At 46.9% G+C, this 26,592-nt stretch carries 29 protein-coding genes; 12 read left to right on the top strand and 17 right to left on the bottom strand.

The genetic code is table 11. From position 1 onward, the window contains the following. Nucleotides 1-2 precede the first annotated feature (2 nt). From CB4_RS10645 to thiM, 3 genes are all read right to left on the bottom strand, one after another. Nucleotides 3-2,036 carry a DNA gyrase/topoisomerase IV subunit B gene (locus CB4_RS10645; protein ID WP_096467713.1) on the bottom strand — a complete coding sequence of 678 codons (2,034 nt, stop codon included), beginning with the start codon at nt 2,034-2,036 and terminating at the stop codon, nt 3-5. A gap of 78 nt (nt 2,037-2,114) precedes the next feature. Beyond that, the gene (thiE, locus tag CB4_RS10640) at nt 2,115-2,759 is read right to left on the bottom strand and encodes a thiamine phosphate synthase (RefSeq protein WP_096465746.1); all 645 of its coding nucleotides are present in this window, start codon (nt 2,757-2,759) and stop codon (nt 2,115-2,117) included. A gap of 9 nt (nt 2,760-2,768) precedes the next feature. Further along, complete coding sequence (thiM, locus tag CB4_RS10635) at nt 2,769-3,569, bottom strand: hydroxyethylthiazole kinase (RefSeq protein ID WP_096467712.1); 801 nt, start codon at nt 3,567-3,569, stop codon at nt 2,769-2,771. Nucleotides 3,570-3,875: 306 nt separating this feature from the next. On the opposite strand from thiM, the gene CB4_RS10630 reads away from it, so the two are divergent. Beyond that, nucleotides 3,876-4,178, top strand: a complete 303-nt coding sequence (locus CB4_RS10630; RefSeq protein ID WP_096465743.1) for an iron-sulfur cluster assembly accessory protein — start codon at nt 3,876-3,878, stop codon at nt 4,176-4,178. A gap of 72 nt (nt 4,179-4,250) precedes the next feature. Here CB4_RS10630 and CB4_RS10625 read toward each other — a convergent pair whose 3' ends face one another. Continuing rightward, nucleotides 4,251-4,793 (bottom strand): hypothetical protein, encoded by a 543-nt coding sequence (locus tag CB4_RS10625; protein WP_096465741.1) that lies wholly within the window; start codon nt 4,791-4,793, stop codon nt 4,251-4,253. 345 nt (nt 4,794-5,138) lie between these two features. On the opposite strand from CB4_RS10625, the gene CB4_RS10620 reads away from it, so the two are divergent. Next, the gene (locus CB4_RS10620; protein WP_096465739.1) at nt 5,139-5,588 is read left to right on the top strand and encodes a CBS domain-containing protein; all 450 of its coding nucleotides are present in this window, start codon (nt 5,139-5,141) and stop codon (nt 5,586-5,588) included. A gap of 71 nt (nt 5,589-5,659) precedes the next feature. Here CB4_RS10620 and CB4_RS10615 read toward each other — a convergent pair whose 3' ends face one another. The 3 genes from CB4_RS10615 to CB4_RS10605 all read right to left on the bottom strand — a co-directional run bounded on the left by CB4_RS10615 (nt 5,660) and on the right by CB4_RS10605 (nt 8,534). Beyond that, on the bottom strand, nt 5,660-6,574 hold the full coding sequence (locus tag CB4_RS10615; RefSeq protein ID WP_172890855.1) for a proline dehydrogenase family protein: 915 nt from the start codon (nt 6,572-6,574) through the stop codon (nt 5,660-5,662). Nucleotides 6,575-6,716: 142 nt separating this feature from the next. Then, nucleotides 6,717-7,367, bottom strand: coding sequence for a carboxymuconolactone decarboxylase family protein (locus tag CB4_RS10610; protein ID WP_096465737.1), 651 nt, complete (start codon nt 7,365-7,367; stop codon nt 6,717-6,719). A 9-nt stretch (nt 7,368-7,376) separates the two neighbouring features. Beyond that, a complete protein-coding gene (locus CB4_RS10605) occupies nt 7,377-8,534 on the bottom strand; it encodes an iron-containing alcohol dehydrogenase (protein ID WP_096465735.1) in 1,158 nt (385 codons plus the stop codon). A 257-nt stretch (nt 8,535-8,791) separates the two neighbouring features. Between CB4_RS10605 and CB4_RS10600 the strand changes: the two genes are divergently transcribed. Genes CB4_RS10600 through CB4_RS10590 form a run of 3 tightly spaced genes read left to right on the top strand, consistent with a single transcriptional unit; the run spans nt 8,792 to nt 13,097 of the window. Continuing rightward, nucleotides 8,792-9,940 (top strand): iron-containing alcohol dehydrogenase, encoded by a 1,149-nt coding sequence (locus CB4_RS10600; protein ID WP_096465733.1) that lies wholly within the window; start codon nt 8,792-8,794, stop codon nt 9,938-9,940. A 30-nt stretch (nt 9,941-9,970) separates the two neighbouring features. Further along, nucleotides 9,971-11,668, top strand: coding sequence for an ATP-binding protein (locus tag CB4_RS10595; protein WP_096465731.1), 1,698 nt, complete (start codon nt 9,971-9,973; stop codon nt 11,666-11,668). Beyond that, nucleotides 11,646-13,097, top strand: a complete 1,452-nt coding sequence (locus CB4_RS10590) for a sigma-54-dependent transcriptional regulator (RefSeq protein ID WP_096465729.1) — start codon at nt 11,646-11,648, stop codon at nt 13,095-13,097. Before CB4_RS10595 ends, CB4_RS10590 begins: the two co-directional genes overlap by 23 nt. A 24-nt stretch (nt 13,098-13,121) precedes the next feature. On the opposite strand, the gene CB4_RS10585 is transcribed toward CB4_RS10590, so the two are convergent. Further along, complete coding sequence (locus CB4_RS10585) at nt 13,122-15,242, bottom strand: phytoene desaturase family protein (protein ID WP_096465727.1); 2,121 nt, start codon at nt 15,240-15,242, stop codon at nt 13,122-13,124. A 137-nt stretch (nt 15,243-15,379) separates the two neighbouring features. Here CB4_RS10585 and CB4_RS10580 point away from each other — a divergent pair, with 137 nt between their 5' ends. Both CB4_RS10580 and CB4_RS10575 read left to right on the top strand, forming a co-directional pair. Continuing rightward, the gene (locus CB4_RS10580; protein ID WP_096465725.1) at nt 15,380-15,979 is read left to right on the top strand and encodes a TetR/AcrR family transcriptional regulator; all 600 of its coding nucleotides are present in this window, start codon (nt 15,380-15,382) and stop codon (nt 15,977-15,979) included. A 132-nt stretch (nt 15,980-16,111) separates the two neighbouring features. Continuing rightward, nucleotides 16,112-16,858 carry a formylglycine-generating enzyme family protein gene (locus CB4_RS10575; RefSeq protein WP_096465723.1) on the top strand — a complete coding sequence of 249 codons (747 nt, stop codon included), beginning with the start codon at nt 16,112-16,114 and terminating at the stop codon, nt 16,856-16,858. Here CB4_RS10575 and CB4_RS10570 read toward each other — a convergent pair. Both CB4_RS10570 and CB4_RS10565 read right to left on the bottom strand, forming a co-directional pair. Beyond that, nucleotides 16,847-17,332: a DUF6884 domain-containing protein gene (locus CB4_RS10570; protein ID WP_096465721.1), complete on the bottom strand. Its 486-nt coding sequence runs from the start codon at nt 17,330-17,332 to the stop codon at nt 16,847-16,849. The genes CB4_RS10575 and CB4_RS10570 overlap by 12 nt on opposite strands. A 36-nt stretch (nt 17,333-17,368) precedes the next feature. Next, nucleotides 17,369-17,848, bottom strand: a complete 480-nt coding sequence (locus tag CB4_RS10565) for a hypothetical protein (RefSeq protein ID WP_096465719.1) — start codon at nt 17,846-17,848, stop codon at nt 17,369-17,371. 221 nt (nt 17,849-18,069) lie between these two features. On the opposite strand from CB4_RS10565, the gene CB4_RS10560 reads away from it, so the two are divergent. Beyond that, a complete protein-coding gene (locus CB4_RS10560; RefSeq protein WP_096465717.1) occupies nt 18,070-18,261 on the top strand; it encodes a hypothetical protein in 192 nt (63 codons plus the stop codon). A gap of 35 nt (nt 18,262-18,296) precedes the next feature. On the opposite strand, the gene CB4_RS10555 is transcribed toward CB4_RS10560, so the two are convergent. Continuing rightward, the gene (locus CB4_RS10555) at nt 18,297-20,435 is read right to left on the bottom strand and encodes a bifunctional diguanylate cyclase/phosphodiesterase (protein ID WP_096465715.1); all 2,139 of its coding nucleotides are present in this window, start codon (nt 20,433-20,435) and stop codon (nt 18,297-18,299) included. A gap of 51 nt (nt 20,436-20,486) precedes the next feature. Further along, nucleotides 20,487-20,798: a hypothetical protein gene (locus CB4_RS10550; protein ID WP_096465713.1), complete on the bottom strand. Its 312-nt coding sequence runs from the start codon at nt 20,796-20,798 to the stop codon at nt 20,487-20,489. A gap of 306 nt (nt 20,799-21,104) precedes the next feature. Here CB4_RS10550 and CB4_RS10545 point away from each other — a divergent pair, with 306 nt between their 5' ends. Further along, nucleotides 21,105-21,305 carry a hypothetical protein gene (locus tag CB4_RS10545; RefSeq protein ID WP_096465711.1) on the top strand — a complete coding sequence of 67 codons (201 nt, stop codon included), beginning with the start codon at nt 21,105-21,107 and terminating at the stop codon, nt 21,303-21,305. 97 nt (nt 21,306-21,402) lie between these two features. On the opposite strand, the gene CB4_RS10540 is transcribed toward CB4_RS10545, so the two are convergent. Beyond that, nucleotides 21,403-22,545: a THUMP domain-containing class I SAM-dependent RNA methyltransferase gene (locus CB4_RS10540; RefSeq protein ID WP_096465709.1), complete on the bottom strand. Its 1,143-nt coding sequence runs from the start codon at nt 22,543-22,545 to the stop codon at nt 21,403-21,405. Between the two features lie 85 nt (nt 22,546-22,630). Between CB4_RS10540 and CB4_RS10535 the strand changes: the two genes are divergently transcribed. Further along, nucleotides 22,631-23,584: an MBL fold metallo-hydrolase gene (locus CB4_RS10535; protein WP_157737924.1), complete on the top strand. Its 954-nt coding sequence runs from the start codon at nt 22,631-22,633 to the stop codon at nt 23,582-23,584. 69 nt (nt 23,585-23,653) lie between these two features. Here CB4_RS10535 and CB4_RS10530 read toward each other — a convergent pair whose 3' ends face one another. Further along, nucleotides 23,654-23,914, bottom strand: a complete 261-nt coding sequence (locus CB4_RS10530) for a GlsB/YeaQ/YmgE family stress response membrane protein (protein ID WP_096465705.1) — start codon at nt 23,912-23,914, stop codon at nt 23,654-23,656. A 186-nt stretch (nt 23,915-24,100) separates the two neighbouring features. Here CB4_RS10530 and CB4_RS10525 point away from each other — a divergent pair, with 186 nt between their 5' ends. Further along, nucleotides 24,101-25,057, top strand: a complete 957-nt coding sequence (locus tag CB4_RS10525; protein ID WP_096465703.1) for a LysM peptidoglycan-binding domain-containing protein — start codon at nt 24,101-24,103, stop codon at nt 25,055-25,057. A 25-nt stretch (nt 25,058-25,082) separates the two neighbouring features. Here CB4_RS10525 and CB4_RS20965 read toward each other — a convergent pair whose 3' ends face one another. Both CB4_RS20965 and CB4_RS10520 read right to left on the bottom strand, forming a co-directional pair. Then, complete coding sequence (locus CB4_RS20965) at nt 25,083-25,229, bottom strand: hypothetical protein (RefSeq protein WP_157737922.1); 147 nt, start codon at nt 25,227-25,229, stop codon at nt 25,083-25,085. 96 nt (nt 25,230-25,325) lie between these two features. Next, the gene (locus tag CB4_RS10520) at nt 25,326-25,553 is read right to left on the bottom strand and encodes a hypothetical protein (RefSeq protein WP_096465701.1); all 228 of its coding nucleotides are present in this window, start codon (nt 25,551-25,553) and stop codon (nt 25,326-25,328) included. 228 nt (nt 25,554-25,781) lie between these two features. Here CB4_RS10520 and CB4_RS10515 point away from each other — a divergent pair, with 228 nt between their 5' ends. Continuing rightward, nucleotides 25,782-26,105: a hypothetical protein gene (locus CB4_RS10515; RefSeq protein ID WP_096465699.1), complete on the top strand. Its 324-nt coding sequence runs from the start codon at nt 25,782-25,784 to the stop codon at nt 26,103-26,105. Between the two features lie 283 nt (nt 26,106-26,388). Here CB4_RS10515 and CB4_RS10510 read toward each other — a convergent pair whose 3' ends face one another. Beyond that, the gene (locus tag CB4_RS10510) at nt 26,389-26,568 is read right to left on the bottom strand and encodes a hypothetical protein (RefSeq protein ID WP_096465697.1); all 180 of its coding nucleotides are present in this window, start codon (nt 26,566-26,568) and stop codon (nt 26,389-26,391) included. Nucleotides 26,569-26,592 lie beyond the last annotated feature (24 nt).

Below are 26,592 nucleotides of genomic sequence, written 5' to 3'. Positions count from 1 at the left end.
TGTTACTCCTCCTCCATCACAAATTTCACGGTATTTTCAATCCACTCGCGGCGCGGCGGCACCTTGTCTCCCATGAGTACGGTTACCGTGCGTTCCGCCTCCGCCATATCTTCGAGATCGACGCAAATCAGCTTGCGTGTCTGCGGGTTCATCGTCGTATCCCATAACTGTTCGGCGTTCATCTCACCTAATCCTTTATAACGCTGAATCTCAGATTGACGGCCAAGCTTCTTCTGCGCTTCTTCTCGTTCTTCCTCCGTCCACGCATAGATGATTTCCTGCCCTTTCTTCCCCTGCTTGTACACTTTGTACAGCGGCGGCTGGGCAATGAATATTTTGCCGCGCTTAATAAGCTCGGAGAAGTAGCGGTAAAACAATGTCAGCAGCAAAATCTGAATGTGTGCACCGTCATAATCCGCATCGGTCATAATGACGATCTTGTCAAACGCGCAGTTGTTCGCGTTGAAATCATCACCAATTCCCGTGCCGATCACTTCGACAATCGTATTAATCTCCTCGTTGCCATTCGGTCCGATCACTTCATAAATCTTTTTCTTCTCAACGTTAATCGGCTTTCCACGCAGGCTTAACACCGCCTGGAAGTTGCGGTCACGCCCGTTAATCGCAGAGCCTCCTGCCGAGTCTCCCTCTACGATGAACAGCTCATTACGATCCGCATCCTTCTTACTTGGCGGCGTGTACTTGTCACTAATCGTACGCTTCCCTTTCTTCTTGCCCTTCTTGTTCGGATTGCGCAGCGCTTCTGCTGCTTTTTTAATCTCTTCTTTAATGCGACGAGATTCAATTGCTCGCTCGATGATCTGCTTGGCAATCGATGGGTTTTCCTCAAGAAAGAAGCTCATTTTCTCCGCCACGATGCCTTCCACTGCTGAGCGCGCTTCTTCACTGCCTAGCTTGTCTTTCGTCTGGCTCTCGAACTGCGGGTCATCCATACGGATGCTTAATACTGCCATCAATCCTTCCCGGTAATCGTTCCCGGTCAGATTTTTGTCGTTCTTCTTGAGCATATTGTTTTTCCGTGCGTACTCATTACACACTTTGGTGAACGCATTACGGAACCCGGATACGTGTGTTCCCTCGTCAATCGTTGGAATCGTGTTCACGTACGACAGCATGTTCTCGGTTGTGTTGTCGTTGTACTGAAACGCAAGCTCCATCTCCACATTGTCCCGCTCGCCTTCAAAATACACAATGTCATGCAGCGTGTTCTTCCCGTCATTTAAGAACTCGACGAATGCTTTAATGCCTTCTTCGAATTTGAAAACTTCCGGTTCCGGCGCATCCGGGCGCTGATCGCGCAGACGAATCGTGACCCCTTTGAGCAGAAACGCATTGTCGCGCAAGCGTTCCCGCAGCACGTTATGCTGCACATTCATATCGCTGAAAACACGCGCGTCCGGCATGAACGTTACTTTCGTGCCCGTTTTGCGTGTCTGTCCGACAATCTCAAGGTCCGTCACTGGATGCCCAGCCTTGAACTGTCCATCTGCTTCTTCCACATATTCAAACCGCTGGCGGTACACGTTGCCATCCCGATGGATTTCGACTTCCAGCCATTCCGAGAGCGCATTCACAACGCTTGCCCCTACACCGTGCAGGCCGCCGGACTTCTTATACCCGTCTCCACCGCCGAACTTCCCACCGGCATGAAGGACAGTAAAGACAACGGTTGGTGTCGGAATCCCTTCATCCTTGTTCATCCCGGTTGGAATGCCGCGCCCGTTGTCTTCAATGCTGATGCTTTTATCTTTATGAATCGTTACGGTAATGGTGTCGCAGTACCCTGCGAGCACTTCGTCTTTCGAGTTATCGATGATCTCCCAGATCAGATGGTGTAGTCCACGGCTTCCGGTCGAGCCAATATACATACCGGGACGGACACGCACCGCCGTTAGCCCTTTCAGTACGCGAATATCATCTTCGCTATATGCGGGCTGGATCGTCGTTTGAGTTGGTTGCCGACTCACTTTGCTTCCCCTCCTGTTTCTTTCATACAATGTACTGGTTTTCTTCATGAAAAGCAATAGATAAGAATATTTGTTCGCAAAAAAAGCGGGAGGCACTGTAGTAGTTCCCCCGCTTTGTGTATGTGCTTATATGTACGCCGCAATACGACGCTTCAGGAGGGCTGCCGCCGCTTTCGGATCAGGCGCTCCGACAATTGCTGAGATTACCGCCACACCATCTGCTCCATGTTCCATTACGTCTGTGCAGTTATCGACGGTAATCCCACCAATGCCGACAAGCGGTACAGATGTAATCGCACGAATGTCGGCAATGAGCTGCGGTGTAACCGGATCACCCGCGTCTGATTTGCTATTCGTCGCATAAATTGCGCCCACTCCAAGATAATCTGCTCCCTGCTCAAGCGCACGCTGTGCTTCCTCCATCGAAGAAGCGGATACGCCAATAAACATATCTGTCCCGACCAGGCGGCGCGCCTCATCTGCCGGAAGATCATCCTGGCCCACGTGCACCCCATCCGCTTCCAACAGCAGTGCCACATCGACGCGATCATTCACAATGAAAAGCACCCCGTGATCCCGGCACAGCTTACACAGCTTTCGCCCGGTTTCTATTACATCGTGCAGAGGCGCTTTTTTCTCGCGCAACTGAATCACATCTACTCCACCCGCAATCGCAGCTTGGGCAATAGCAAGCGCACTCTGTCCGTTTACATCCCCGATGTCCATGACAAGATACACACCGAGTCGCTTATCCCAATTTTGTATGGTCATATGCCCCTCCTACTTTTGCTCAATACGGGCAATTGCCGCAATCTGGTCTTCCTCCACACTGTACAGTGCATCAAGCAGCGCGATCTGATACGCACCTGGCGCATTCACACTCTGGCGCGCGATCTCTGCTGCTACCCCGTAGCTTGCGACTCCTGCTGTGGCGGCAAGGACATAATCTTTTTCGATGGCTGTGTAGGCACCGACTACAGATGTCAACAAACATCCTGTTCCGGTAATGCGCGTTAACATCTCATCCCCGTTATGGATGGCGTACGTCGTCTCTCCATCTGTCACAATATCCGTTTTGCCAGTAATGGCTACAACCGTTCCTAACTTTTTGGCTGCCCGACGTGCCAATTCAACTATATCACCGCCCGCTTCACCAGCATCCACGCCTTTGATCTGCCAAGCATCTCCGACCACATTGGCGATCTCTGCTGCGTTTCCACGGATCACAGCCAGTTCCAGCTCCTCAACAATTCGACGCGCCATCTCCGTACGGAACGGGGTGGCCCCTGCACCAACCGGGTCGAATACAACCGGAACACCGTGCTCATTGGCAGATCTACCCGCCATAATCATAGAAGCAATCATATCCGTTGTCAGGGTGCCCATGTTCAATACGAGAGCACCGGCGATTTTTGCCATATCCGCAACTTCCTCCGGTGCATACGCCATCACAGGAGATGCACCAAGCGCAAGCAGCCCATTGGCTGTAAAGTTGGTCACCACTTCATTTGTAATATTATGTACGAGCGGTTTCTTCTCGCGCAGTTGTGGCAGAAGTGCTGCGATTTGTTTTTCAATCATCATATACAACTCCTCCTTTGCAAATTTGCGTATCTGCTTCTATCATACTGATTTTGCATGAGAAACACCACGTTTCTTCACACAATCTTTACGACAAGAACATACAGGATTTGCAATCGGCTGGTAGTATAAGAGTCAAGCATAGTCCTGTCCTATCCTCCTCACCGGAATACGGGCACACCTCTTTCAATCGGGCTTCCATACACGGAAGCTCTTTTTTTTGCATTTCCGTATGAATGCAGGAAAAAGTGGCGTATAATGACAGGGTGCTATTACGAATCGTTGCAAATAAAGGAGGCTACTATAATGAAATGTAAAATCACACGCAATGCAGCTAAAAAGATTAACGAAATTCTAGCCGAGGAAGATTCCCAAGGCCAAACGCTCCGTGTACTTGTCACTCACGCACACGACGATCACGTCCATTACGGCCTGGATCTTGACACACCAGGCGAGAACGATGAGATCGTTCATACGGATAAAGAAATTGACGTCCTGCTCGATAAAAACGTGGATGCACTCGACGGTGTAAAAATCGACTATCTGTATTTGCCGGAAGAAGGATTTGTGATTACCAACCCTTCTAAAGGAAATCACGGCGATCACTAGAGAAAGAAAAGGCGGAGCTCCTTTGCGTAATGCAAAAGGTCTCCGCCTTTTTTGGCGCTGAATCTTTCATGATCATTCTGATTTCGGTTCGTGCCAAAGTCCCCATGCGAGATCAGGCGTCGCTGTCCACTCTTTTGGAAGGTGATGTGTATCCGCATACACTCTTCCCCACTCATTCACCATGTCCTGAGATGCATGATACGTGCATACGAGTTCATGATCTTCCGTTACCGTGTCTCCGGAAGCTGTCTGCTGTATGGCACACAAATTAGCCTTTACATGACTTTCAATCTTGGCACAGGCGCTGATGTAACGGATAATACTTGCCTTATCCTTCCGGCTCATGCCTTTCACTATATAACGGTCCGTCAGCTCGGACATACGCGCGCTAAACTCCGCTTGTGTCACACCTTCTGCATAGACAGAATGCTGAAGTTCATCCATATAGAGTTTGATTTTTTCTGACTCTACTAAATCCTTAAACAGGAGATTGAACACAGAGCTGCTGATTCCTTTCTGCTCATCGGGGCCACCCGGAATCACCTCTCCGGTATTCTCCCTTCTGACTGAATCTACGTTCTTGCTATGTAAAGAGTCACGGTGTTCAATTGACACGCGCATCCACCTCTTCTCACAGGACGTGCCGCAATGTTTACACAAGCTATACAAGTAGGTAAAACGCGGCAACAGGTCATACGTATTATACTATGAAGAAAAATCACAAATGATACAAGATAACCTATGTCATATCGTCCGTTTCTCTATCTTTCTTCTCACTATAAGCGATGAATCGGATAATTTCAACTAGGTAAACTTCGTTCCATAGATATAATTTCCTAGTTCACATGTATTTATTTCGCAAACGTGTCCCAAAATCGGATATTTAATGAAGACATCTTCCTTCTTCATCTCGGATAAACGTATCACATTGTATGGCAGACCCTGCCATTCTATGATATAATGCCCATGATCCTAGTATTTTATGTACGTCATTCCACGAAAGCGAGTGTGCATCGTTCCATGATAGTTGAACAATTAATGACCCGGGATGTTATTACCATCTCTCCGTCCACGCCGATCCAGGACGCGGAAAAAATTATGCAGGAGAAAAATATCCGCCGCCTGCTTGTTGTTGAGAATAGTAAGCCAGTCGGGATTATTGTGTACCGCGACATGATTGGCGCGCTGAATTCTCCTACTATTTTGAAAGAAACGCCGATTGAGTGGGTGATGACGCGCAAGCTAGTCACTACCTCACCCGATACGAACGTAATAGAGGCAATCCATGTGCTGCGACGCCACAAAATCAACGCGCTTCCTGTCATCGACGGGGATAAACTCGTTGGAATTATTACCGTTGTGGATCTGCTCCATGAATTAACCCGCCGTCTGGAGAACGATCCAAATTAATACCCTGTCGTATCCAAAATACATATACACATATGAAGGCAGCCTATGTTGGGCTGCCTTTTGTCTGTCTCTTAGCGCGAAAACATTCCTTTCACGACAAATGCGACATTCGCCGGACGCTCGGCCAGCCGTCGCATAAAATACCCATACCAATCACTTCCATATGGAACATACACCCGCATCGTATACCCTTCCGCTGCAAGCGCACGCTGTGTATCCGACCGGATGCCATACAACATCTGAAACTCGAAACGGTCATGCGAAATGCCTTTCTCTGCGACAAGCTGCTTCACAAATGCAATAATCGCGTCATCGTGCGTTGCAATCGCCGTATATGTCCCGGTTTGCAGATGCGCTTCAATGAGACGCTTGAAATTATGATCCACCTCTGCTTTTTGTGAATAGGCCACGTCAGGAGATTCTTTATACGCCCCTTTCACAAGTCGAAGCGGAACGCCTTTTAAGTTCGCTACATCTTGTTCGGAACGATGCAAGTATGCCTGAATAACCGTTCCGACATTCGAATAGTCCCGCCGCAGTTTGCGAAGCAGATCAAGCGTTTTCTTACAGCGACTGTAATCTTCCATATCAATCCGAACAAAGTTCCGGTGCCGCCTGGCCGTATTCAGAATGCGCCGCATGTTCGTTTCACAAAGTGATTCATCGAGATCAAGCCCCAGTTGGGTAAGCTTTAACGACAAGTTGCTTGTAACACCAGCTTTTGCAATCGCTTCAAGCGTCTTGATACAATAATCGGTTGCCTCTTCCGCTTCGGCGCGGCTTGTAACGAATTCTCCGAGGTGATCAAGCGTACAGATGAGCCCGGCTTCATTTAACTGCTTCACTTTTGCTACGGCTTCCGCAATCGTTTTCCCCGCGACAAACCGACTCGCCCCAAAGCGCAGGCCCCATTTTTTTGCGGCCCGGTTCAGTGCTCGGCTTTGTGACAAGAATAAGAAAAAGCTTTTCAGTCCGGCTCCCACCATGCTGCACCCATCCTTTCTCGTTTGCTAGGTTGTGAATCCTTATATGTATGACGGCGAACGAAAAAATATGGACGTTTCTTTCTATAACTTCCGGGTCGCATGAAAAAAAGTCCGGAAAACTTCCCGGACTTTTTTCCTTCTACTAGACTCGAAGCGCATTGACACTATGTGCCAGTGCCGATCCCGCTTTCAGTGCGGCTGCGACCATGATCGCTTCTGCAAGCTCCGCCGCATCAATGCCTTCTCGCTTAGCTGCCTTGGTGTGTAACTCAATGCAGTATGGACAGCCGGTAGCATGTGCACATGCTACCGCAATTAATTCCTTCTCCCGCCGTCCGATAACACCTGCATCCAGTGCTGCTTTGTCAAAGGCTACAAATGCCGTAAACTCATCTGGAGCAATGATGCCGAATTCAGCAAGACGTTTGAAATAAGAACTGCGGTACAGCTCGTCATCCCCGTCCCCTTCATACGCATTCAAAGCATTAACACCGTGAGCCAGTGCAGCACCGGCTTTCAAGGCAGTCGCGACAACAATGGCTTCGCCCATTTCTTCTTTCGTTACGCCCTTCTCGCGTCCGCCTTCCACATGTACTTCAATGCAATATGGGCAGCCCGTAATATGTGCAATCGCAATCGCAATCAACTCTTTTGTTTTGGCAGACAGTCTTCCTGGTGCCAACGCCGCTCGGTCAAAAGCCATAAAACTACGAAATGCATCTGGAACAAGTTCGCCCATCTGTACAATGTTAGAAAAATAGGAGCGCTTGTACAAGCTATCGTCTCTCGTCATCTGATCCTCCTAGTACGCAGCACGAATGATATCTTTGATTTCTTCGAGCGATGCCTTACGCGGGTTGGTCAACGCGCATGCATCGTTCATTGCATTTACAGCGAGAAGCTCGATATCTTCTTCCTTCGCACCGAGTTCACGGAATCCAGATGGGATGCCGACATCTGCGGAGAGGGCGACGATGGCGTCGAGCGCTTTTTCCGCTGCTTCACGAAGCGGCAGTCCTTCGATGTTTTCACCGAGTGCTTCTGCGATATCGGCAAAACGATCCGCTTTTGCGATCAGGTTGAAGCGCTCAACGTGCGGGAGCAGAATCGCGTTACATACACCGTGCGGCAGATTGTAAATGCCGCCAAATTGATGGGCGATCGCATGTACATAGCCGAGTGACGCATTGTTGAACGCCATGCCAGCAAGGAATTGGGCGTAGGACATATTCTCTCGTGCCACCAAGTCCTCCCCATTCGCCACCGCTTGACGCAAGTTGCGGCTAATCAGGCGAATGGCCTGCAGCGCACATGCATCGGTGATCGGAGTTGCTCCTGTGGAGACATACGCTTCAACGGCATGTGTCAGCGCGTCCATGCCCGTTGCGGCAGTCAGGCCAGCCGGTTTCTTCACTGTCAGAAGCGGATCGTTAATCGACACAGTCGGGGTTACATGCTTATCAACAATGGCCATCTTCACATGGCGAGAAGAATCCGTAATGATACAGAAGCGTGTCATCTCACTCGCCGTACCGGATGTTGTATTGATCGCAAGCAATGTCACCATCGGCTTGTCCGAACGATCGACACCTTCATAATCATGAATACGTCCCCCATTCGCTGCTACCAGTCCAATGCCTTTGGCACAGTCATGCGAACTGCCTCCGCCAAGTGAGATGATACAGTCACACTGTTCCTGCTCGTATACAGCAAGTCCCGCTTCTACATTATGATCGGTTGGATTCGGCTCCGCACCCGGGAAGATCGCGGCTGACAGACCTGCTTCCTCGACATATGCTGCGATCTGATCTGCCACACCGAGCTGGTGCAGGCCAGCATCTGTTACGATTAACGCTTTCTTCTTGCCGTATGACTTCATGCGCCCCCCAATTTCTCTTGCTGCTCCAATCCCCATCAGATTCACTGTCGGCATGTAAAACCCGAATACTTGCTCCGCCATCGTATCCCTCTCCTTTTCGCAATCAATAATAAAGCGCTTTCTTTTTGCTATGTACGCAGGTACACTAAAGCTAGTACACCATACGTTCAGTATTTTCTTACTGCAATACACATGCCAAATTATTTAACTATTCCGAATCACTTGTTTTACAGCCTTCTCTCTACGTAATTCTCGTATTCGTACGTAGCTAACAACCAAATTATCGGCACATTCGGCCGAAAATCCGGCACATTGTGCCGTCTGTATGGAGGATCATGATGAACATCTCAAAATTCGTCGCGCCAGAGATTATTTTCGGCATCGGAGGACTTGAACAAGCAGGCGAAAGCTGCCGAAGACTAGGAGCCCGCAAAGCGCTTATTGTGAGTGATGCAGGTGTGCTAGAAGCAGGCTGGGTCGAGCATATCATTACTTTCTGTCGAAACAGCGGACTTGAGTACGAACTGTTCTATTCAATCACATCGAATCCAAAAGATTATGAAGTCACGGCAGGTGCTCTCCACTACAGACAAACCGATTGCGATGCTGTCATTGGTGTAGGGGGCGGCAGCGCGATTGATGCCGCCAAAGCGATCGCGATTCTTGCGACGAACGAAGGCGTTATTCATGATTATGAAGGCATCGATAACATTCACACACCGCTTCCTCCTATGGTCATGATTGCGACAACCGCCGGCTCTGGCTCGGAAGTCTCCCAGTTCTCTGTAATTGTGGACTCAACCCGTCAGGTCAAAATGACAATCATCTCAAAATCACTTGTTCCGGATATCGCTATCATCGATCCGCGCACACTCGCAACTAAAGATACAGAACTGACAGCTGAGACCGGCATGGATGTACTCACTCACGGTATTGAAGCATTCGTCAGTGTCGCCGCTACCCCCCTGACTGACGTGCAAGCTAAAAATGCAATCTCACTCGTCTCCAAACATCTACGTGCTTCTACAGCATCTCGAACGAATGAAGAAGCCAAAACAGCGATGGCAATGGCAAGTCTGCAGGCAGGTCTGGCGTTCTCGAACGCGATTCTTGGCGCGGTACACGCCATGTCCCATGCAGTTGGTGGTCGCCTCGACATGCCGCACGGCAAGCTAAATGCGATTTTACTCCCGTATGTAATGGAATACAATTATCTCGCCGCCCCCGAGAAATTCATGCATATCGCTGAGCTGATGGGCCAGAATGTAAGCGGCATGACAGTAGCGGAAGCGGGCAAGCGAGCGATTCATCATGTCCGAATGTTAGCCACTGATATCGATATTCCGGCACGTCTCTCAGATATTGGTCTCGATGATGCACGCATTCCAGAGTTAAGTCGGGCCGCCCGAGAAGATGCCTGTCTCATTACAAACCCACGCGACATGTCAGTTCGAGATTTAGAAACGCTATTTTATCGGGCACTCTAGTTGCACGTTTGATAGAAAAGGAGTTGCGCCATGCAAGAAAAAGAAGACATGATCCAGCGCCTGACCGGCGTCAAATCTTCTAAACGTAACTACTACCATGAATTAAAAAAAAATGTCCGCAAAATCGAAAAGCAAAACATGCAGCTTGATCTGATTAATCAAGTCGTCAAAAGCTTCAACATCGACATGCCGTTTGACGATATGCTGCAACATGTCTTAAACCGCCTGCGACAGATGTTTCCATTTGACCATCTCTCCCTGTGTACGGTTGAAAACAACTCCCTTGTCGTAAGCGGCAGTTATCCATCTGAACTGGCGGTACTAACGCTAGGAACTGTGCTTGATCCGGACCGTTCTCTCTATACAGATGCCTTACGCCGCCGGGAAACGGTGCTGTATCATATCGCCAGTCCTTCGGTTTACATCGAAGATGACATGCTACAGCAACTTGGCATGACCCAAATGTTTCTGCTGCCACTTATCAGTCGTCACCGCCCGCTCGGTGTACTCAGCCTCTGCAGTACATCTACTGCTTCCTATACAGGGGCTGATCTTGCTTTTCTGCAGCAGCTCGCGGACCAGCTCGCGGTCTGTATCGAGAATTCCCGCCTGTATAATGAGGTGCTGCGCAGTAAAAATGACTGGGAAAATACGTTCAGTGCTGTCACAGATATGCTGTTCTATTTTGATAGTTCCCAGCGTATTACCCGCTTCAACCCATCTGTAATCGCTTTCTTAGAACTAAATTCAGACCAGATACAGGGCCGGACATGCACCGAACTGTTCGAGGCGCTACATACAGATCCATGTCCGGTTACGGAATGTTTTGCAACCGGACATACCGCATACGCACGAATGACATTTTCGGACGGGCGGCTGTGTGATTCTTTCGCCTATCCAGTGCTCGATGACATCGGACAGATGTACGGCGCGATTCTTTATATGAAAGATATTACGAAGAAAGTCCATATCGAAGCCCAGCTCATCCAGTCTGGCAAACTAGCCGCCATCGGAGAGATGGCAGCCGGCGTGGCGCATGAATTGAACAACCCGCTTACTGCCATTCTTGGCAACACGCAGCTTTTGCTGCGTGAATTCACAACCGATACACCGGAAGGGAAACTCCTACACGACATTCTCGGATGTGGCAAGCGATGCCGGAACATCATTCAGAACCTGCTCACATTCTCCCGTCAGGATGCATACACATTCGAACCATGCTCCTTAAACGAAGCGGTTGAACAAGTACTAAGCCTGATTCGCTACCAGATTGAACAAAGCGACATCGAGCTGCATATCAAGCTCGCAGACGACCTGCCACTTTTTGAAGGCAGCCTGCAACAGATCGAGCAAATCGTACTGAACCTGCTGCTTAATGCCAAAGATGCCGTACTTGATACCATCGACAGCATACGACGCATCGTGCTACGCACCGAAGCTGCGCAACACGACGGACAGACTATTGTCTGTCTTCATATCGAAGATACAGGCTGCGGTATCGCGCCGGATCGGTTAGAGGAAATTTTCCATCCCTTTTTTACAACGAAAGAAGCACGCCGGGGAACCGGACTCGGGCTATCGGTCAGCCTTGGCATCGCTCGGGCGCATAACGGAAGAATTGAAGTGACAAGCAACCCGGGCGCAGGCAGCCGCTTTACCCTGCTGCTGCCTGCTGCCCCGCTACCGATGGAAAAGGGAGAGACGTATGAGTCGATTACTGATTGTTGATGATGAGCAGGAGGTCCGGAATTTTTTTGCTTATCTGCTCCGGAATAAACCGATTCATCTAACGGTTGCGAGCAACGCTGCCGAAGCGAATCGCTTGATTCAGGTTGGCACATACGATGCAGCCCTACTCGATCTGAAGCTGCCGGATGGAACCGGACTGGATATTTTGCGTTTGCTCAAAAAGGTTCATCCCACCTGCCGCGTTGTACTGATGACCGGCTACAGTACCGTTAAATCGGCACTGGAAGCGATTCGACTGGGAGCAGATGATTACATCGAAAAACCGTTTTCTGATATAGACGAGCTAGAACGACTGATCGACAGCCTGCTTGTTCCACAACCGCTTGGCGGCCATGATGATCGACTGCGGATTGCGAAGGAAGCCGGACTTGTCATCGGCACGAGCCATGCGATGAATGAACTTGTCTCACTCGCCTGGAAAATCGCGCGCAAAAATGTGACCGTACTGATTGAAGGGGAAACCGGATGCGGCAAAGAGGTGCTCGCCCGCTTTCTCCATCTGGCCAGCATGAGACGAGATGAGCCGTTTATCGAGGTCAACTGCGGTGCTCTAACTGAAACACTGCTTGAGTCAGAATTATTTGGCCACGAAAAAGGCTCCTTCACCGGTGCCTTATCGCTCAAGCGCGGACTGTTCGAAGTCGCCAGTCGGGGCACGCTGTTTCTTGATGAGATTGGCGATGCTACCCCATCCATCCAGGTCAAGCTGTTGCGGGTACTCGAGACGAAATCGTTTCTACGAGTCGGCGGCGAACACACGCTGCGCACCGATGCCCGGATTATCGCTGCCTCTCATGTAAATCTGCCGCATGCAGTCGCAACCGGTACATTCCGGGAAGACCTGCTGTATCGGCTTGATGTTGTCAAGCTATCCATCCCACCACTGCGCGAGAGACGAGCTGATATCCCGCTGCTTGCACGCCATCTGCTCGACCAGAATGACGGTAAAAACTTCTCATTCTCTGCCGATGCCCTGACACTTATGCATGCATATGACTGGCCCGGCAACATCCGAGAGCTGGCGAATGTTGTAAAACGCGCACTCGCGCTAGCGGATGGCGATACGTTTGTTCTAACATCCGAGTACTTACCACAGGCACTGTTTCCCGTAGCTGAAACAGCCGCTACATACTCAGATCGTTCTCCTTCTCTACCGACTGTCAGCTCTCCTGTGCCCCAGCTCGACCGAGAACTTGATACATGGAAGCATATGATTCTCACTGCCTGGAATCAAGACGGTACAGTCAGCCTGCCGGAAGTGCTTACGCACGTGAAAGAGCTAGAGCGCATCGTTGGGGAAGCCTTCGTGAAAAAAGCACTCCGCGAAACGCTCGGCAATCGCAAAAAAGCGTCCGAACAGCTGAATATCAGCGTTCGAACGCTTCGATACTTACTACATGAGAAGTAAGGCGGCAGCGATCTGCCGTCTTTTTTATGCCGTGTGGATGTGCGAGCGATTCGCAAAATACGGTACAAGTTCTTCCGCCACAACCCCGCCGCTGATGACAACTGCCTCAATGCCCGGCCCGTATCCAACGCCTGCACCTGCGAGATACAATCCTTGCACCGGTGCTTTATGATGCGGGAAGTCCGGCGCATTCCCACCAGAGCGTCGGCTGCTATAAACAGATCCTTCGTATGTCCGCAAGTAACGCGCCATCGTTTTCGGTGTCGCCACTTCTGTCCACAAAATCGCATCGGCCATAGCCGGATCAATCTCGCATATCGCCGCCCGGCACATGCGGTCCACTTCCTGCTTCACGGTGCTATATTCTTCAGGTGTCATCGCCTTATATCGGCTAGCAGAAGCGTCTGTGATAATGTTAACTGTCAATGTTCCCTGTCCGTCTGGCGCAAGCGAAGCATCACATGCGGATGGCGAGTGTATGCCAATTCCCGTAATGGTCTGGCTCGTTCCCGGCAGCGTGATCGGTTCAGGAAGCTTGTAATGAATAAGATTCTTCGTGGCAAATGGCTTACTAAGCGCCGCACTCCAAACGAACAGTGACATCGATGGAATTAACTTCTTCACTTCACCACCGTATGCAGAAGGCAGCTTCTCCAGTCCAACGAGTGTTTCGTACGTAAGGCGTGGGTCCGCATTCGAAATGACGGTTGATGCATGATATGTCTGTTTTTTCGTCTGTACACCCTGCACCTGATTGTTCTCAATGATAATCTTCTGTACATCCGTTGACACGAGTACATCCCCGCCGCATTCACGAATGCGTGCCACAAGCGCATCGGCCAGCACTTGTGAACCGCCGCGCGGGCGGAATCCACCGTAGATGAAATAACCCATGAGCGGAATCATCGCATCCGCTGATGTTTCTTCGCCCGCATCTCCGACATAACCAGCTAAAAACGACAGTTCCCGGTGAATCGCCTGGTTAGACGTATACGTACTAAGCAACTCTTTCCATGTTCGACCCTGCCACCGCAAATAATTCGGATTTTGTTCGGCAAAGCGATTCATCTCTTCTATTGTATTCGGAATACGCGGCGCAAGCCGGTCTGGCCCAAATACCGTACGCATCTGTGTAAAGCAAATCGCAAGTTCTGTAAACAAGGCGTGTATATGCTCTTTTTCCTTGGGGAATCGCTCAGCAAGACGATCACGCCATGCTTCAAACGTCTCTGGAATAATCGTGTGCTCCTCTCCATCCCGGAATTCATACGTATTTTTCAGCCATTCAATCCGGTCGAGAAGGCCATGACGGGCAAGCAGGTGCCGCAGCGGGCCGCCTTCATCCAACCCACTCACCGATTCAACCCCTGCCTCCAGCCGGAATCCGCCCCTGCGTGTATACGTCGTGCAAGCTCCTCCAGCCAGCATATGCTGTTCGAGCACAAGCACACGTGCTCCTGCCGCCGCAAGTTCAGCCCCTGCTGTCAGTCCACCGATACCCGAACCAACAATGATGACATCATACTGTCCTGCCTGCACGGAAGCTTCAAGCGATACGACAGGTTCCCAATCCAATTCAGGACGCTTCGTACCGCGCATGCTTTCTGCATAACGGCGCTGCATATACGGTGGCAGCATCATATTGGCAATAAAACCAGGCACACACCAGGCGTTTGCCAATAAAATTCCGATTGTACGGTCCAGCACACCGAACGTTGTAAGGGCAGCAAATATGGCACATAACGTAAAAACTCCCGCCCACATCCCGGTCAAAATTCGGTTAATCCGATAAAATAGCGGATGTGTCCATATGGCTTCCGGTGTCGTATCTTTTGCATACTGCATCGTAAACAGCTCCCCGATCCCGAGAGAAAGAAGTGTTGTACATGCCAGAATCGCATATACAGCTAGCTGGCTATAGGCCAGGATGTTAACGTTAGGCATGATCGAAGAGATTATAATTGCCAGCGTCAGAAATAAGGCGTTAACAGCCGTTAGTGTCTTCACTTTTTTCACACGTATTTGCATGATCAGAAGACCGAGTGCCGCTAATACAGCGAGCAACAAGCCCAACTGTTGCGGTTGTACAAACAGCGCCAACAAAAGTGGAATAAAATCTCGTGCAAGTAATCCGATTGTTTTCATCGTGCTATCCCCTTCCACATGTATCCATAGCAAGACTTTACCATACCGACTGACGGTTTGTAAATGGGTTTGACAAACCGACAGTCGGATTGTAAGATGAATCTTGCATCGCTATGGGATAGAAAGGATGATAGACAATGATTGAAATACCCGCTACTCCTACGTTTCAGCGCCTGCTTGCGACAACTACAATCCTAATTCAAGAATTAGGCTGCAAAAAAACAACCCTGCAAGAAATCATGAAGCGCTCTGGTCTTTCCAAAGGGGCCATCTATCATTATGTAAAAAGCAAAGATGAATTGTTCGGTCTACTACTCGTAACGAAAATGCAAGGCATTGGGCAAGCATTTGACGAGGCGGTATCCCGTGCGAAACTGGGAGAATTAGATGGGCCGCTCGGTGCTATTACCGCTGGGCTGCTGCCGCAGCTTGTTGATCGTGACCATGTCGTAAACAACATTTTTTTGTACTTACTCAGCCAGCAAGATAACCCGGATGTTGCGCTGCTGTTGCGCCAGATTTATGATCGCTCATTGGCCGTCGGGACGGAATGGATTCGAATTGGTCAGAAGTATGAAGCAATTCCTGCGGAGATCGATGCAGAAGCCATCTCTCGCCAGCTGCTAGCGTGGACATATGGGCAGCTCGTGCAGCATATGATTGCGCCGGACACACCGGTGCCGAACCAGGAGGACGTGCAGCGGCTGTTTGCGCAGATTTTGCGGGCAGCTATGTGAAGAAATGTGATTTTGTGGAATCGGGCAACTTTATTCAAGATGAATCAGAATAAAACACCATAATAATTCTTGAAAGAGATTTTGCTATGAAAGAAGTGTCTAAAAACATTAATTCAAGACTAGGAGAGGGCAATGTTAGCTAACTTAAATGACTACTTAAAAGATTTAATGGTGTATATTCCTGAAGGAGAAACCCGCCTACGAGATTTTCGAAACGAGCAAAAATGGATTAGTTCAAACTATAAATTTGGAATGCCAGGTATTAGAAAAAATTTAAAGGAAGTTATTTGGAATGTTGAGATAGAGCCATTTTATCTTGCCAAATATACGGTGACAGAAGAACTTTATGCGATTATTATGGGAAAGGAATTTGTAACAACGAGTGAGGCTCGAAAACCAGTTGTTAATGTTTCATGGATAGATGCAGTGAATTTTTGTAATTTACTGTCTGATGCGCTGGGTTATGACAAGTTTTATGATTTTGATAATGAAAGTAAAGAAGTTGTTTGCAATTATGGTACTAATGGTTTTCGTTTACCGACAGATGCTGAATGGCAATATGCATGTAAGGCAAAATCAAAAGGATATCGGTATGGTGAAATTGATGAAATTGCTTGGTATAAAGATAATTCTAACGAACGAGTACACGAAGTTAGTGAGAAAATGCCTAATGAATGGGGCCTGTATGATATGATCGGTAATGTTTGGGAGTGGTGCTGGGACTTATACGATGCAGAGACCTTTGGTACTTACAGAATAATTCGCGGAGGAAGTTGGGCGGAAGAAGAACGTGGATGTGGAGCTACTTGTCGCCGTAAGAGTATGCCTGATTTTTATATAGATGATATCGGATTTAGAATTGCTAGATCAATCATTTAATAGTTTGACTGCGTACCAATTCTCTTCTAGCTCCTGACCCTCTTGCACAGCATGCTGAAGTCGCTGCAACATGTACCCGATGCCCCGGCATCCTTCAAGGGGATACTGTAACTTCTCTTTCTCAAACAACTGTTCGACAACGCGGCGATGCTTTTTGCCACCGAGCACAATAATTTCATCAAAATGATGAAGTGCCTTTTTCTCGATCTGCTGCTGCAAGACTTCAAGCGTGATAATATGCGGGCTTTTATGATCGAACGCGAGATCATAGTTTTGCGGTATACGATCAGTCGGACCCAAAAAGCCGTGTTTGGCGGACAGAAACACCCAGTTTGTAAAAAAACGGGTTGCGTATGCCTGGCATGCTTTCCCGAACGGACTTATGTAAGCATTCTTTGCTTCTACAGCTCCGGTTTCCGGGTATTTGTCCCAAATTTTTTTGGCTCCGCATGGAATGATACACAAGCGTTTCATGAGTGTCTCTCCTCTCTCAAAGTATGGATCGTAAATCTATTCATATATACGCTCACTGTTCTTTCGAAAAATCATCACAAACCAGATCAAGTACGCAGCCAGCGTCAGTACGGTCGAGATATACCATTGCCATTCATACCATCTGTACAGTGGTGCATCCAGCGCAAACAACAGTGTAAGAATCGCAATGAGTATGTACCCTACTATACGAATACTGACAGCAAGCCAGCCGTCTTTTTGAATGATGATAGCGCGAAGTGAAATCTTTTTCTTATTTAGACGAAGGAAACAGGCCGACAAAAATAGTCCATGAAAAAATAAGTGTACGAAAGCCTGTATAATACCAGATAAAAACGCCCCAAGTAATGGGATACTCATACTATCTCCATTACTTGGAAGCTGCAAAGATTCGACATACGCTGGATCGAGCATAAGTGTAGAAGTAAGCTGTACATACGCATAGCAAGAAAAAAGTGAAATACATAAAGTAAGCGCCAAATAGACAAATCGGTTCAATCTCCTATTCCCCTCTTCCTAAAAATACCAAAAATTAACTACTGTTTATAATCAATCATAGTAGAACTTTCTGTCAATACTAGACAGAAAATAAACATAGCTGCATACCAATCAGCCGCAACTTCTCATGATCAGATAAGAAAGAAGGAACAGGCACGATCATACCGAATATAAAATGAATCGAGTTACTCACTTTACTTCATGCAAAAGGAGTCATACATATGGACAAAGCATTTACTAAACAAGTAAAGGCCGCTTTTGAAGAGTTCGCCGGACGAAAAGTCAAAGATAAAGTCATTGACATCGCTGTCCGCCATGCGCAGCGCATTCAAGAAACAGACCCTTCTCTTTCCACAGAAGACTGCATCGATCAAGCCATTATGAAAACCATTAAAGATGGAGTAGTTTTTTAGCTGTACAGCTGGATCTAGTTACAAACAGGGAGTGACTAAAGCGTCACTCCCTCTACTGTCTTCTTTACTAATTGTTCAAACTGCCCTGCAGGAACAGGCGGACTAACCAAATAACCTTGAATCCGATCGCACCCATGCTCTTTAAGAAAGGCAAATTGCTCCTGTGTCTCTACTCCCTCCGCAACTACATTCATACGTAATGTATGAGCTAGCGTAATAATCGAATTAACAATTGCTGTATCATCCCAGTCTATATTAATATCCCGTACAAAAGACTGATCAATTTTTAAGGTGTGCACGGGTAAACGCCTTAAATAATTTAAGGATGAGTACCCTGTACCAAAGTCATCCACCGACACATGAATTCCGGCTTTATCTAATATATCTAGCTTTTTAATCACATTTTCAATATCATACATCGCAATACTTTCCGTTACCTCTAACTCAAGATAGTTAGCCTGGAGTCCGGTTTCTTCAAGTGTACGTAAAATACTCTCAATAAAATTTTTTTGCTGAAATTGATGCATCGACAAATTAACAGACATTCGAATCGGTTCATATCCTGCATCTTGCCATGCTTTATTCTGCTGACAAGCTGTTCGTAGTACCCACTCCCCCATCTGTAAAATCAGCCCATTTTCTTCTGCTAATGGAATAAATTCTGCCGGAGAAATAAATCCCTTTTCGGGATGCTTCCAGCGAATTAATGCTTCTGCTCCAATGATCTGGCCACTTTGTACATCAACCTGCGGCTGGTAATACAACAAAAAATTATCATGTAGTAGCGCTTTATGCAGGTCGTTTCCTAATGACAGTTTCTCTCGCGACTTCTCGTTCATCTCATTGTTATAAAACGTATATCCGTTCCGCCCTGTTTGTTTTGTATAATACAAAGCTGTATCAGCATTCATAATTAAATCGTGGTACGTCTGCCCATGTTCTGGATATAAGCTAATCCCCATGCTGATCGTCATATAAATTTCATGACCATTTAATTGATACGGTTCCGAAAGTCGATCAACAATTGCTTGCGCTTTCTTCTCAAGGTCTTCCATGCTTTCCATATCTACCAGTAAAATCGTAAATTCGTCGCCACCGAGTCGAGACGCGATATCAGGTTCCTTTATGCACTCCTTTAAACGTTTCGCTACTGTTTGCAGCAACAAATCACCAATACTATGTCCTAATGAATCATTCACATGTTTAAAACGATCCAAATCGAAAAAGAAAACCGCGAAGTTTTTATTTTGCTGTTCATATTCCATCAGAGCCGTACGAATCCGCTCATTAAATAAAAGACGATTCGGCAAGTCAGTCAGTGAATCATGGTAAGCTAAATGATTCACCATTTTTTCTGTTTCTACTTGACGTAAATACGGCTCTTTCACCGAGGTGACATAAATGGCTTCCAACAAAAAATAGTATCCCAAAAACTTGTAAATATGCCCGAACACATTATCAAAATCATAGACACTTTTATAAAACGTGAAGTTCCATTCGCTTAGCAATAAAAAGATTATCGCTGATGACATCGAAAGAACGGCTACATTTCTCGTTTTCTTATATTCCAAAAGAATAAATACTAACGTAGTCAAATGAAGGAAGATTACAAAATATTCAAGATAGCTCTTTAGTAGGGTTGTCCCTGTCTCCTCATTAACCAGCATGGGCAAGTAATTCCCATACTTAATAACTACAAAAATAATGAGACTCGTATATACAAAGGAAAAAAGATAGATCCACTTTCGCCAATATGTATTTTCTTTTCCATCTTTTATCATCAATATACAAAGAAAAGAAATCGATTCAGTTATGCGAGCGATAATCCAGAACCAGGCCGCTTTTTGCATAGAGCTTTCGGTAACAAGAACAGGCATGTCTTTGTAAAATAACGTGTGAAACAAATCGATTGTTGCTACAGCAAAAAAAGCACCACCGAATAATAAACGTCGTTTAGATGAAGCATACGGAAAGGCAACCCAACCTTGCAAGGAAATCGAAAAACCGACGATAATACTAAAAAGCTCAAGCAGCGTGTGGATTCCTAGATAATTCGCTGCATCGTATACCCTATAAAATTGTTCGTGAAAAAAACGAACAATGACAAAAACCAGAATCGCAAGGAAAGAAATGAATTCTGATTTTCGCTGCTTCCTTTCTAGTCTTTCTATCATACTTACACCCCATACAAAATTAGATACGCTTGTAGCTTTTTTAGCTTATCATCAGTCATATTTCTCATCGTTTTCCTGCTCAATCCCGTCCACTAAAAGATCGAGTTCATTCTCGAACGGGATGTAGAGCGGAGCAGGTAACTCCCGGGCAATCTCCTGAACATCAGGCAGCTCAAGCGCTTCTTCCAGGCTAGTCGGCCTGTCAATCGTCTTGAACCATGCACTGAATGCTTCAATAAACTTATAGAAATGATGCTCCAGAAGCGTCGCCTCGTCTTCCGCCCCCTCTAAAATATGAGCCTGCTGATTTCGTTGCCACTGCTGCAACACGTGCTGAAATGGCTTCTGTAGTTGTTCGTTCACACAATCATCTCCTCTACTATTTCCATTGTATACTTCCCCATTTCAGAATAAAAACAAGAATCTATATTCCTAATGTACTGTAACCCAAAATCGGTCGGATATGTGAGCGCAGCTGGCACACACATAGTAGTAGTACCAGGTGGTTTTAGTTTTTGTTCACAATTTTGTCACAATCGACAAAAATAGAAGGCGCTTTCCCTAAATACACTACTATCGTTTGACAAAATTTTCTTCATGGTAATGTGATAATAGAAAGTGTAGTTCCAATTATCAAATCATAAGAATAAACGGAGGTTGTGTATAACAATGAAATGTCCATTATGTCATGCTGCACAAAACGTACAGACAGTAGAAGGTAACGGGGTTTGCAAAACATGCGGTGATATCATCGAATTCGGGTATCCTTCCTTCCCTGCTTACCTTTTGGAAGAGAAAAAAGTGGCTTCCAAAGAAATTCAAGAATGTACGCATGGTAGTAATGGGCGACAACTCGTAACGGCTGGCTAGCTTAACATTATACCTGACCTCATTGATCATGATCTTCTACAAACAAAAAGGCTGCACTCCTGTATATGGGAGTACAGCCTTTTATTATTCTCGTTATCTACTCTTCCTTACGCGGTGGGCGCGGCCCAAAGTACTGATAATAGTACGTCTTCAAATTCCCGTTATACAGCTTCCGATTCCGATCCGCTTTCTTCCCGAACAATGCTTCGAACTCCGGATGCGACGTAATCGCGTATAACGACCACGTATCGAGACTTTTGAATACTTTGCCCATCGTTTTATACAGCTGAATAACTTCTTTCTCCTGACCGATCCGCTCCCCGTATGGCGGATTCGTGATGATGCAGCCGTATTTCGCATCGGTCTGATACGAGCCGAGCGGCAGACGCTTAAATCGCACTGCATCGTCTACCATCGCTTCTTCCGCATTCTCACGCGCCACTTCAATAATATCCCCATTCAGATCCGAACCTGTAATTTCAAGCGGGCGGTCATATTTCGCCAGATCATGCGTTTCCCGACGCGCTTCCTGCCACAGCTTTTTCGGAATCGATGGCCATTCTTCAGACGCGAACTCGCGGTTCATCCCCGGCGCGATGTTGCGACCGATGAGTGCCGCTTCGATCGGAATCGTACCTGAGCCGCAGAACGGGTCATGCAGCGGACGGTCCGGATTCCAGTACGACAACTGAATCATGGCAGCTGCCATCGTTTCTTTAAGCGGTGCCTCACTAATCAGACGGCGATAGCCCCGTTTGTGCAGCGCCACACCGGACGTGTCAATCGTGATCGTGGCAATATCTTTATGAAGTGCTACTTCGATTTTGAACAGCGGGCCGGTTTCATCGAACCACTGGCGGTTGTAGCTTTTTTTCATGCTTTCCACAACCGCTTTCTTTACGATGGCCTGGCAATCCGAGACACTGAACAGCGTCGACTTAACGGATTTGCCCTCAACCGGGAATTCAGCATCAACTGGCAGCCACTCCGACCACGGAAGCGCTTTTGTTTTTTCGAACAATTCGTCGAATGTAACCGCCTTGAACTCGCCAATTTTGAGACGAATGCGCTCAGCGGTACGCAGCCAGAGATTCGCGCGGCAGATCGCAAGCTTGTCCGCCACAAATGTAACTTTTCCGTTCTCGACAGTTGCATTTTCATAGCCAAGATTTTTTACTTCACGGGCGACCACCGCTTCTAAGCCGAATGTTGAGGTCGCGATAATTTCCACCTTATTCATCTACTAACTCCTTATGTATGATATAATGAAAACGATTTCTTAAAATTCACAGTTCTTTAACTACTCCAAAAAGTGAGGGATGTTTGTGACTGCCACTCCTATTGTAGACCTTGGTCACGATATTTTCCAGATTGAACTTGTTGACCGCGAACTGAACGGTCGCTCAACAGGCTATTTTATTAATGCCGAACAGAAAACAATTGTCGAAATGGGAGCAAGCGTATCTGTACCGCGTGTACTTGCTGCCCTAGAGCAACTCGATGTACAGCCGGAAGACATCTCGTATGTCATTGTTACCCATATTCACCTTGACCATGCCGGAGGAGCCGGGCTTCTGTTGGAAAAACTCCCGAATGCGAAGCTAATCGTCCACCCGCGCGGTGTGCGCCATATGATTGATCCAACCAAATTAATTGCGGGTGCCCGCGCGGTGTACGGTGACTCATTTGACCGTCTATTTGCCCCGATTCTGCCAATTGCTGAGGAGCGGATTATCGTTGCTGACGACGGCATGGAACTATCGATTGGGGAGAACCGAACGCTTGTGTTTTATGATAGTCCGGGTCATGCATACCATCATTATGCGGTGTATGATGCAGCAAGCCGGGGGATTTTCAGCGGGGATGCGATTGGCATTACATTCCCGCGCTTCACCGACGTGAAAGGCATGGAGTTTTATGCACCGACCTCCTCTCCGACCCAGTTCGACCCAGATGCAATGAGCACAACCTTACGTCGATTCGCAGAGCTTGACCTTGAGTACATTTATTTAACGCACTACGGTCATCACAGCAATGCCCGGCAGGTCATTGCCGATAACCTTCGCCGCACGGAAGGATACGCACGCGTAGCAGAGCAAACGTATCGTGACGGCGGAGCACTTGAGGAGATGATCGAAGCGTTACGTACTTACTTCTACGAGGAATTGGCCGCGCTCGGCATAGAAGCTGGAGATCCGGTGCTGGAAGCATTTGAGTTCGATATCGAAATGAACGCCAAAGGGATGTATCATTACATGCAGACAAAAACAAAAGCATAAGGCACAAAAAACAAGGAGCTGTCCCAAATCGTAACGGGACAGCTCCTTATGCTGTGCAGGTGTTATGATTTATGAGTTACGGCTACGCCCCATACTGCGCATAACCATACTCACTATAAGCACGAGAACAACTGCCCCGATAATAGCTGGAATGATCGCAAAGCCACCGATTACAGGACCCCAGCTGCCGAGCAGAGCGGTCCCAATCCACGCCCCGATAAAACCAGCAATAATATTTCCAATGACGCCACCTGGAACATCACGGCCAAGCATTGCTCCTGCCGCCCACCCAATTACACCACCTACAATCAAAGACCATAAAAATGACATGTGTAATGCCTCCTTTATTCTGTGTAGTATTTGTCGTAATGTGCTTAGTATTTACCTAGATGCTTTATTATTTACACATTTTTTCTCTCACCTTTTATTTTCGTATTACTCATTATTTTCTGTCATGTTTCCGAATAGGCGTATGCTGAATACACTATCCTGATTCTTATATAGGAGGAATGCCTGGTGGATATTTATGTTGTAAAGCCGGGGGATTCACTATGGTCAATCGGCCAGCAATATGGTGTAAACCCGGAAGAAATCGCTACGGTTAACAAATGGAAAACCCCGGACCGTCTTATTGTCGGGCAGGCGCTCGTCATTCCGACTGCGGTGCGTCGCTATGTCGTAAAACCGGGGGATTCCCTGTATACGATTGCCCGCCGCTTTGGTACAACGGTAGAAGCAATCCTGACGATGAACCCGCTACCGGCACCGTATGTGCTAACAATTGGGCAGGTTCTGCTTGTTCCGGCGGCAACAAAACAATTCGGTGTTGTAGAAACGAACGGATACCTCGAGCCACACGGTGCAGACCGCGATGTCCCTATCGTCCGTAGTGTAGGACCAGACCTTACGTATTTATCCGTATTTAGCTATCACGTACAGCCAAATGCCTCGCTTGTTCCAATCAATGATGAGCCTGCCATTAAGGAGGCAAACGCCAACCAGATTGCTCCGATGATGGTCATTACAAATTTTGAGGGCGGAAACTTCAATCCAGACACAGCAAGCGCGATTCTCACCAGCAAAGAGCTACAGGATAAGCTATTCACCAACGTACTGGATATCGCTCAAGACAAAGGATACCGTGCTGTGAATGTTGATTTTGAGCGCATTTATCCGCAGCAACGCCAGTTGTATAATGCGTTTCTTACACGCATGACGAAGGTGATGCATGATCATGGGCTGTTAATTTCAACTGCCCTTGCACCGAAGTCGTTTGATATTAAAACCGGAGCATGGCACGGGGCACATGATTATGCAGCACATGGGCGGATCGTCGATTTTGTGATCATTATGACATATGAATGGGGATGGAGCGGTGGACCACACTGTATCATAAGTATTCTTATTTCGTATCAAGAACAAAAAGCCCGCTTAGCACCGAGCTTTCCAGGACAAAATAAAAGGGAGCTGTAGTAGCCCCCGAATCGTTGTTTTGTCTTTACTTATCGATTCTTTGTTTTTTTCGGAACATCGGCATCGCTCCTACGATTACACCAATAACAAGGAGTAAAAATAGGCCCATAACCGTCAGTTTAAATAATTTCCACAAAATAATCGCAGCTATGATCCCCAATAGTATCCACATCACTATCCACCTCCGTCTGGATAGGATGTGCTATTATTAGGCATTTATCCCTCTCTTCAAGAGTATGAAAACATCGCTCCGTTTGGAAAATTTGATCTATGATAGGTTCTTTTGTATTTCATTATAATCCACTTTTACAGCATATACTTCAGCATCGCTTTCACATGGAAAAGGGGTATGTACTACGAGTTCAACTCTATACCATGGCGAACGTAGACCGGTTGTTACATACTCACCTACTGAGGGTAGTGTAGCAAATTCTAGAGATTCATGGCGCCAGTTATCTTCACCTCTATCATGAATATGAAAAATTATCTTTATCATAGTAAAACACCTCCGATAAACAATTTATCATGCAGGATTATTTACCTGCAACCACTTCCTAACCCCATTATAAATAGGTAAAATACACCTAATAAATCAGAACAGATAATCTCCTCGACATCTGGAATATGTAGGGGGTTTTTTATTGGTAAATTTATTCATTTATTTTTTTGCTAAAAGTATTAAGATTATTACGATGTCAAATACACATAATAGGGAGAGATTACTGTGAAAAAAAATATTATTACTTCCTCCATCGCCCTGCTGCTGCTTGGTTCACTAGTTGCAGGTTGTGGAGAAAAGGCGGCTGACTCCTCAAAGTCTACACCTCAAAAGGAACAGTTACAAAATCAAGTATCAACAAGCACTCCAGAGAGTGAAAAGCAAGCTGCTACTGAGGCAGTCAAACAATACCTGAAAGCACAAGGAAGTATTGATTACACCGATCCATCTGCTTATAAAACACCTGAAAAATATTTAACCCCATCGTTTGCAAAAGCGATTCAAAAAATGAAGGGACAAAGCAAAAAGCATTTAAGGAAAATCAAGTAAAAGCAAGTGTCGATTCGATTGAAGCAAAATTCGTATCACAGCAAAAAGATCTGTACACAGTAGAAGGGAAAGCTGTCATCACCTATCACAGTAAAAAAGAAAATCGTTCAGTAGGAAGTTCTGGTATCGATGAAAATTTTGTTGTCGTAAAAGACTCTAAAGGCGTTTTCTTAATTAACGAAATTAGCAAACACTCTGGAAAATAAGCGTATTAATCGAAAGCAGCGGTTATCTTTTTCCGCTGTCTTTTTTATAGGCTTGTACCGGAGAAAAAGTCCGGGATTTACCCGGTAATGGACTTAGCACCCTCTTGTTCGGCTCTTTCTTTTTCTTCCGCAGTTTTAACACGCTCCGGGATGCCTGAGTTTGCAAGGTAATCGAAGTACTGCCTGAAGGTTTCCTCCGGTGGCGAGTTGAAAATAACACGCGTTCCAGAAACAATCGTCGTATGAATAGGTTGCATATCCTCCTCCCCCTTCTTACTTAA

The sequence above is a fragment of the Aneurinibacillus soli genome (assembly GCF_002355375.1).
GTDB classification, from domain to species: Bacteria; Bacillota; Bacilli; order Aneurinibacillales; family Aneurinibacillaceae; genus Aneurinibacillus; species Aneurinibacillus soli.
This window is presented reverse-complemented; position numbering and strand designations above follow the sequence as displayed.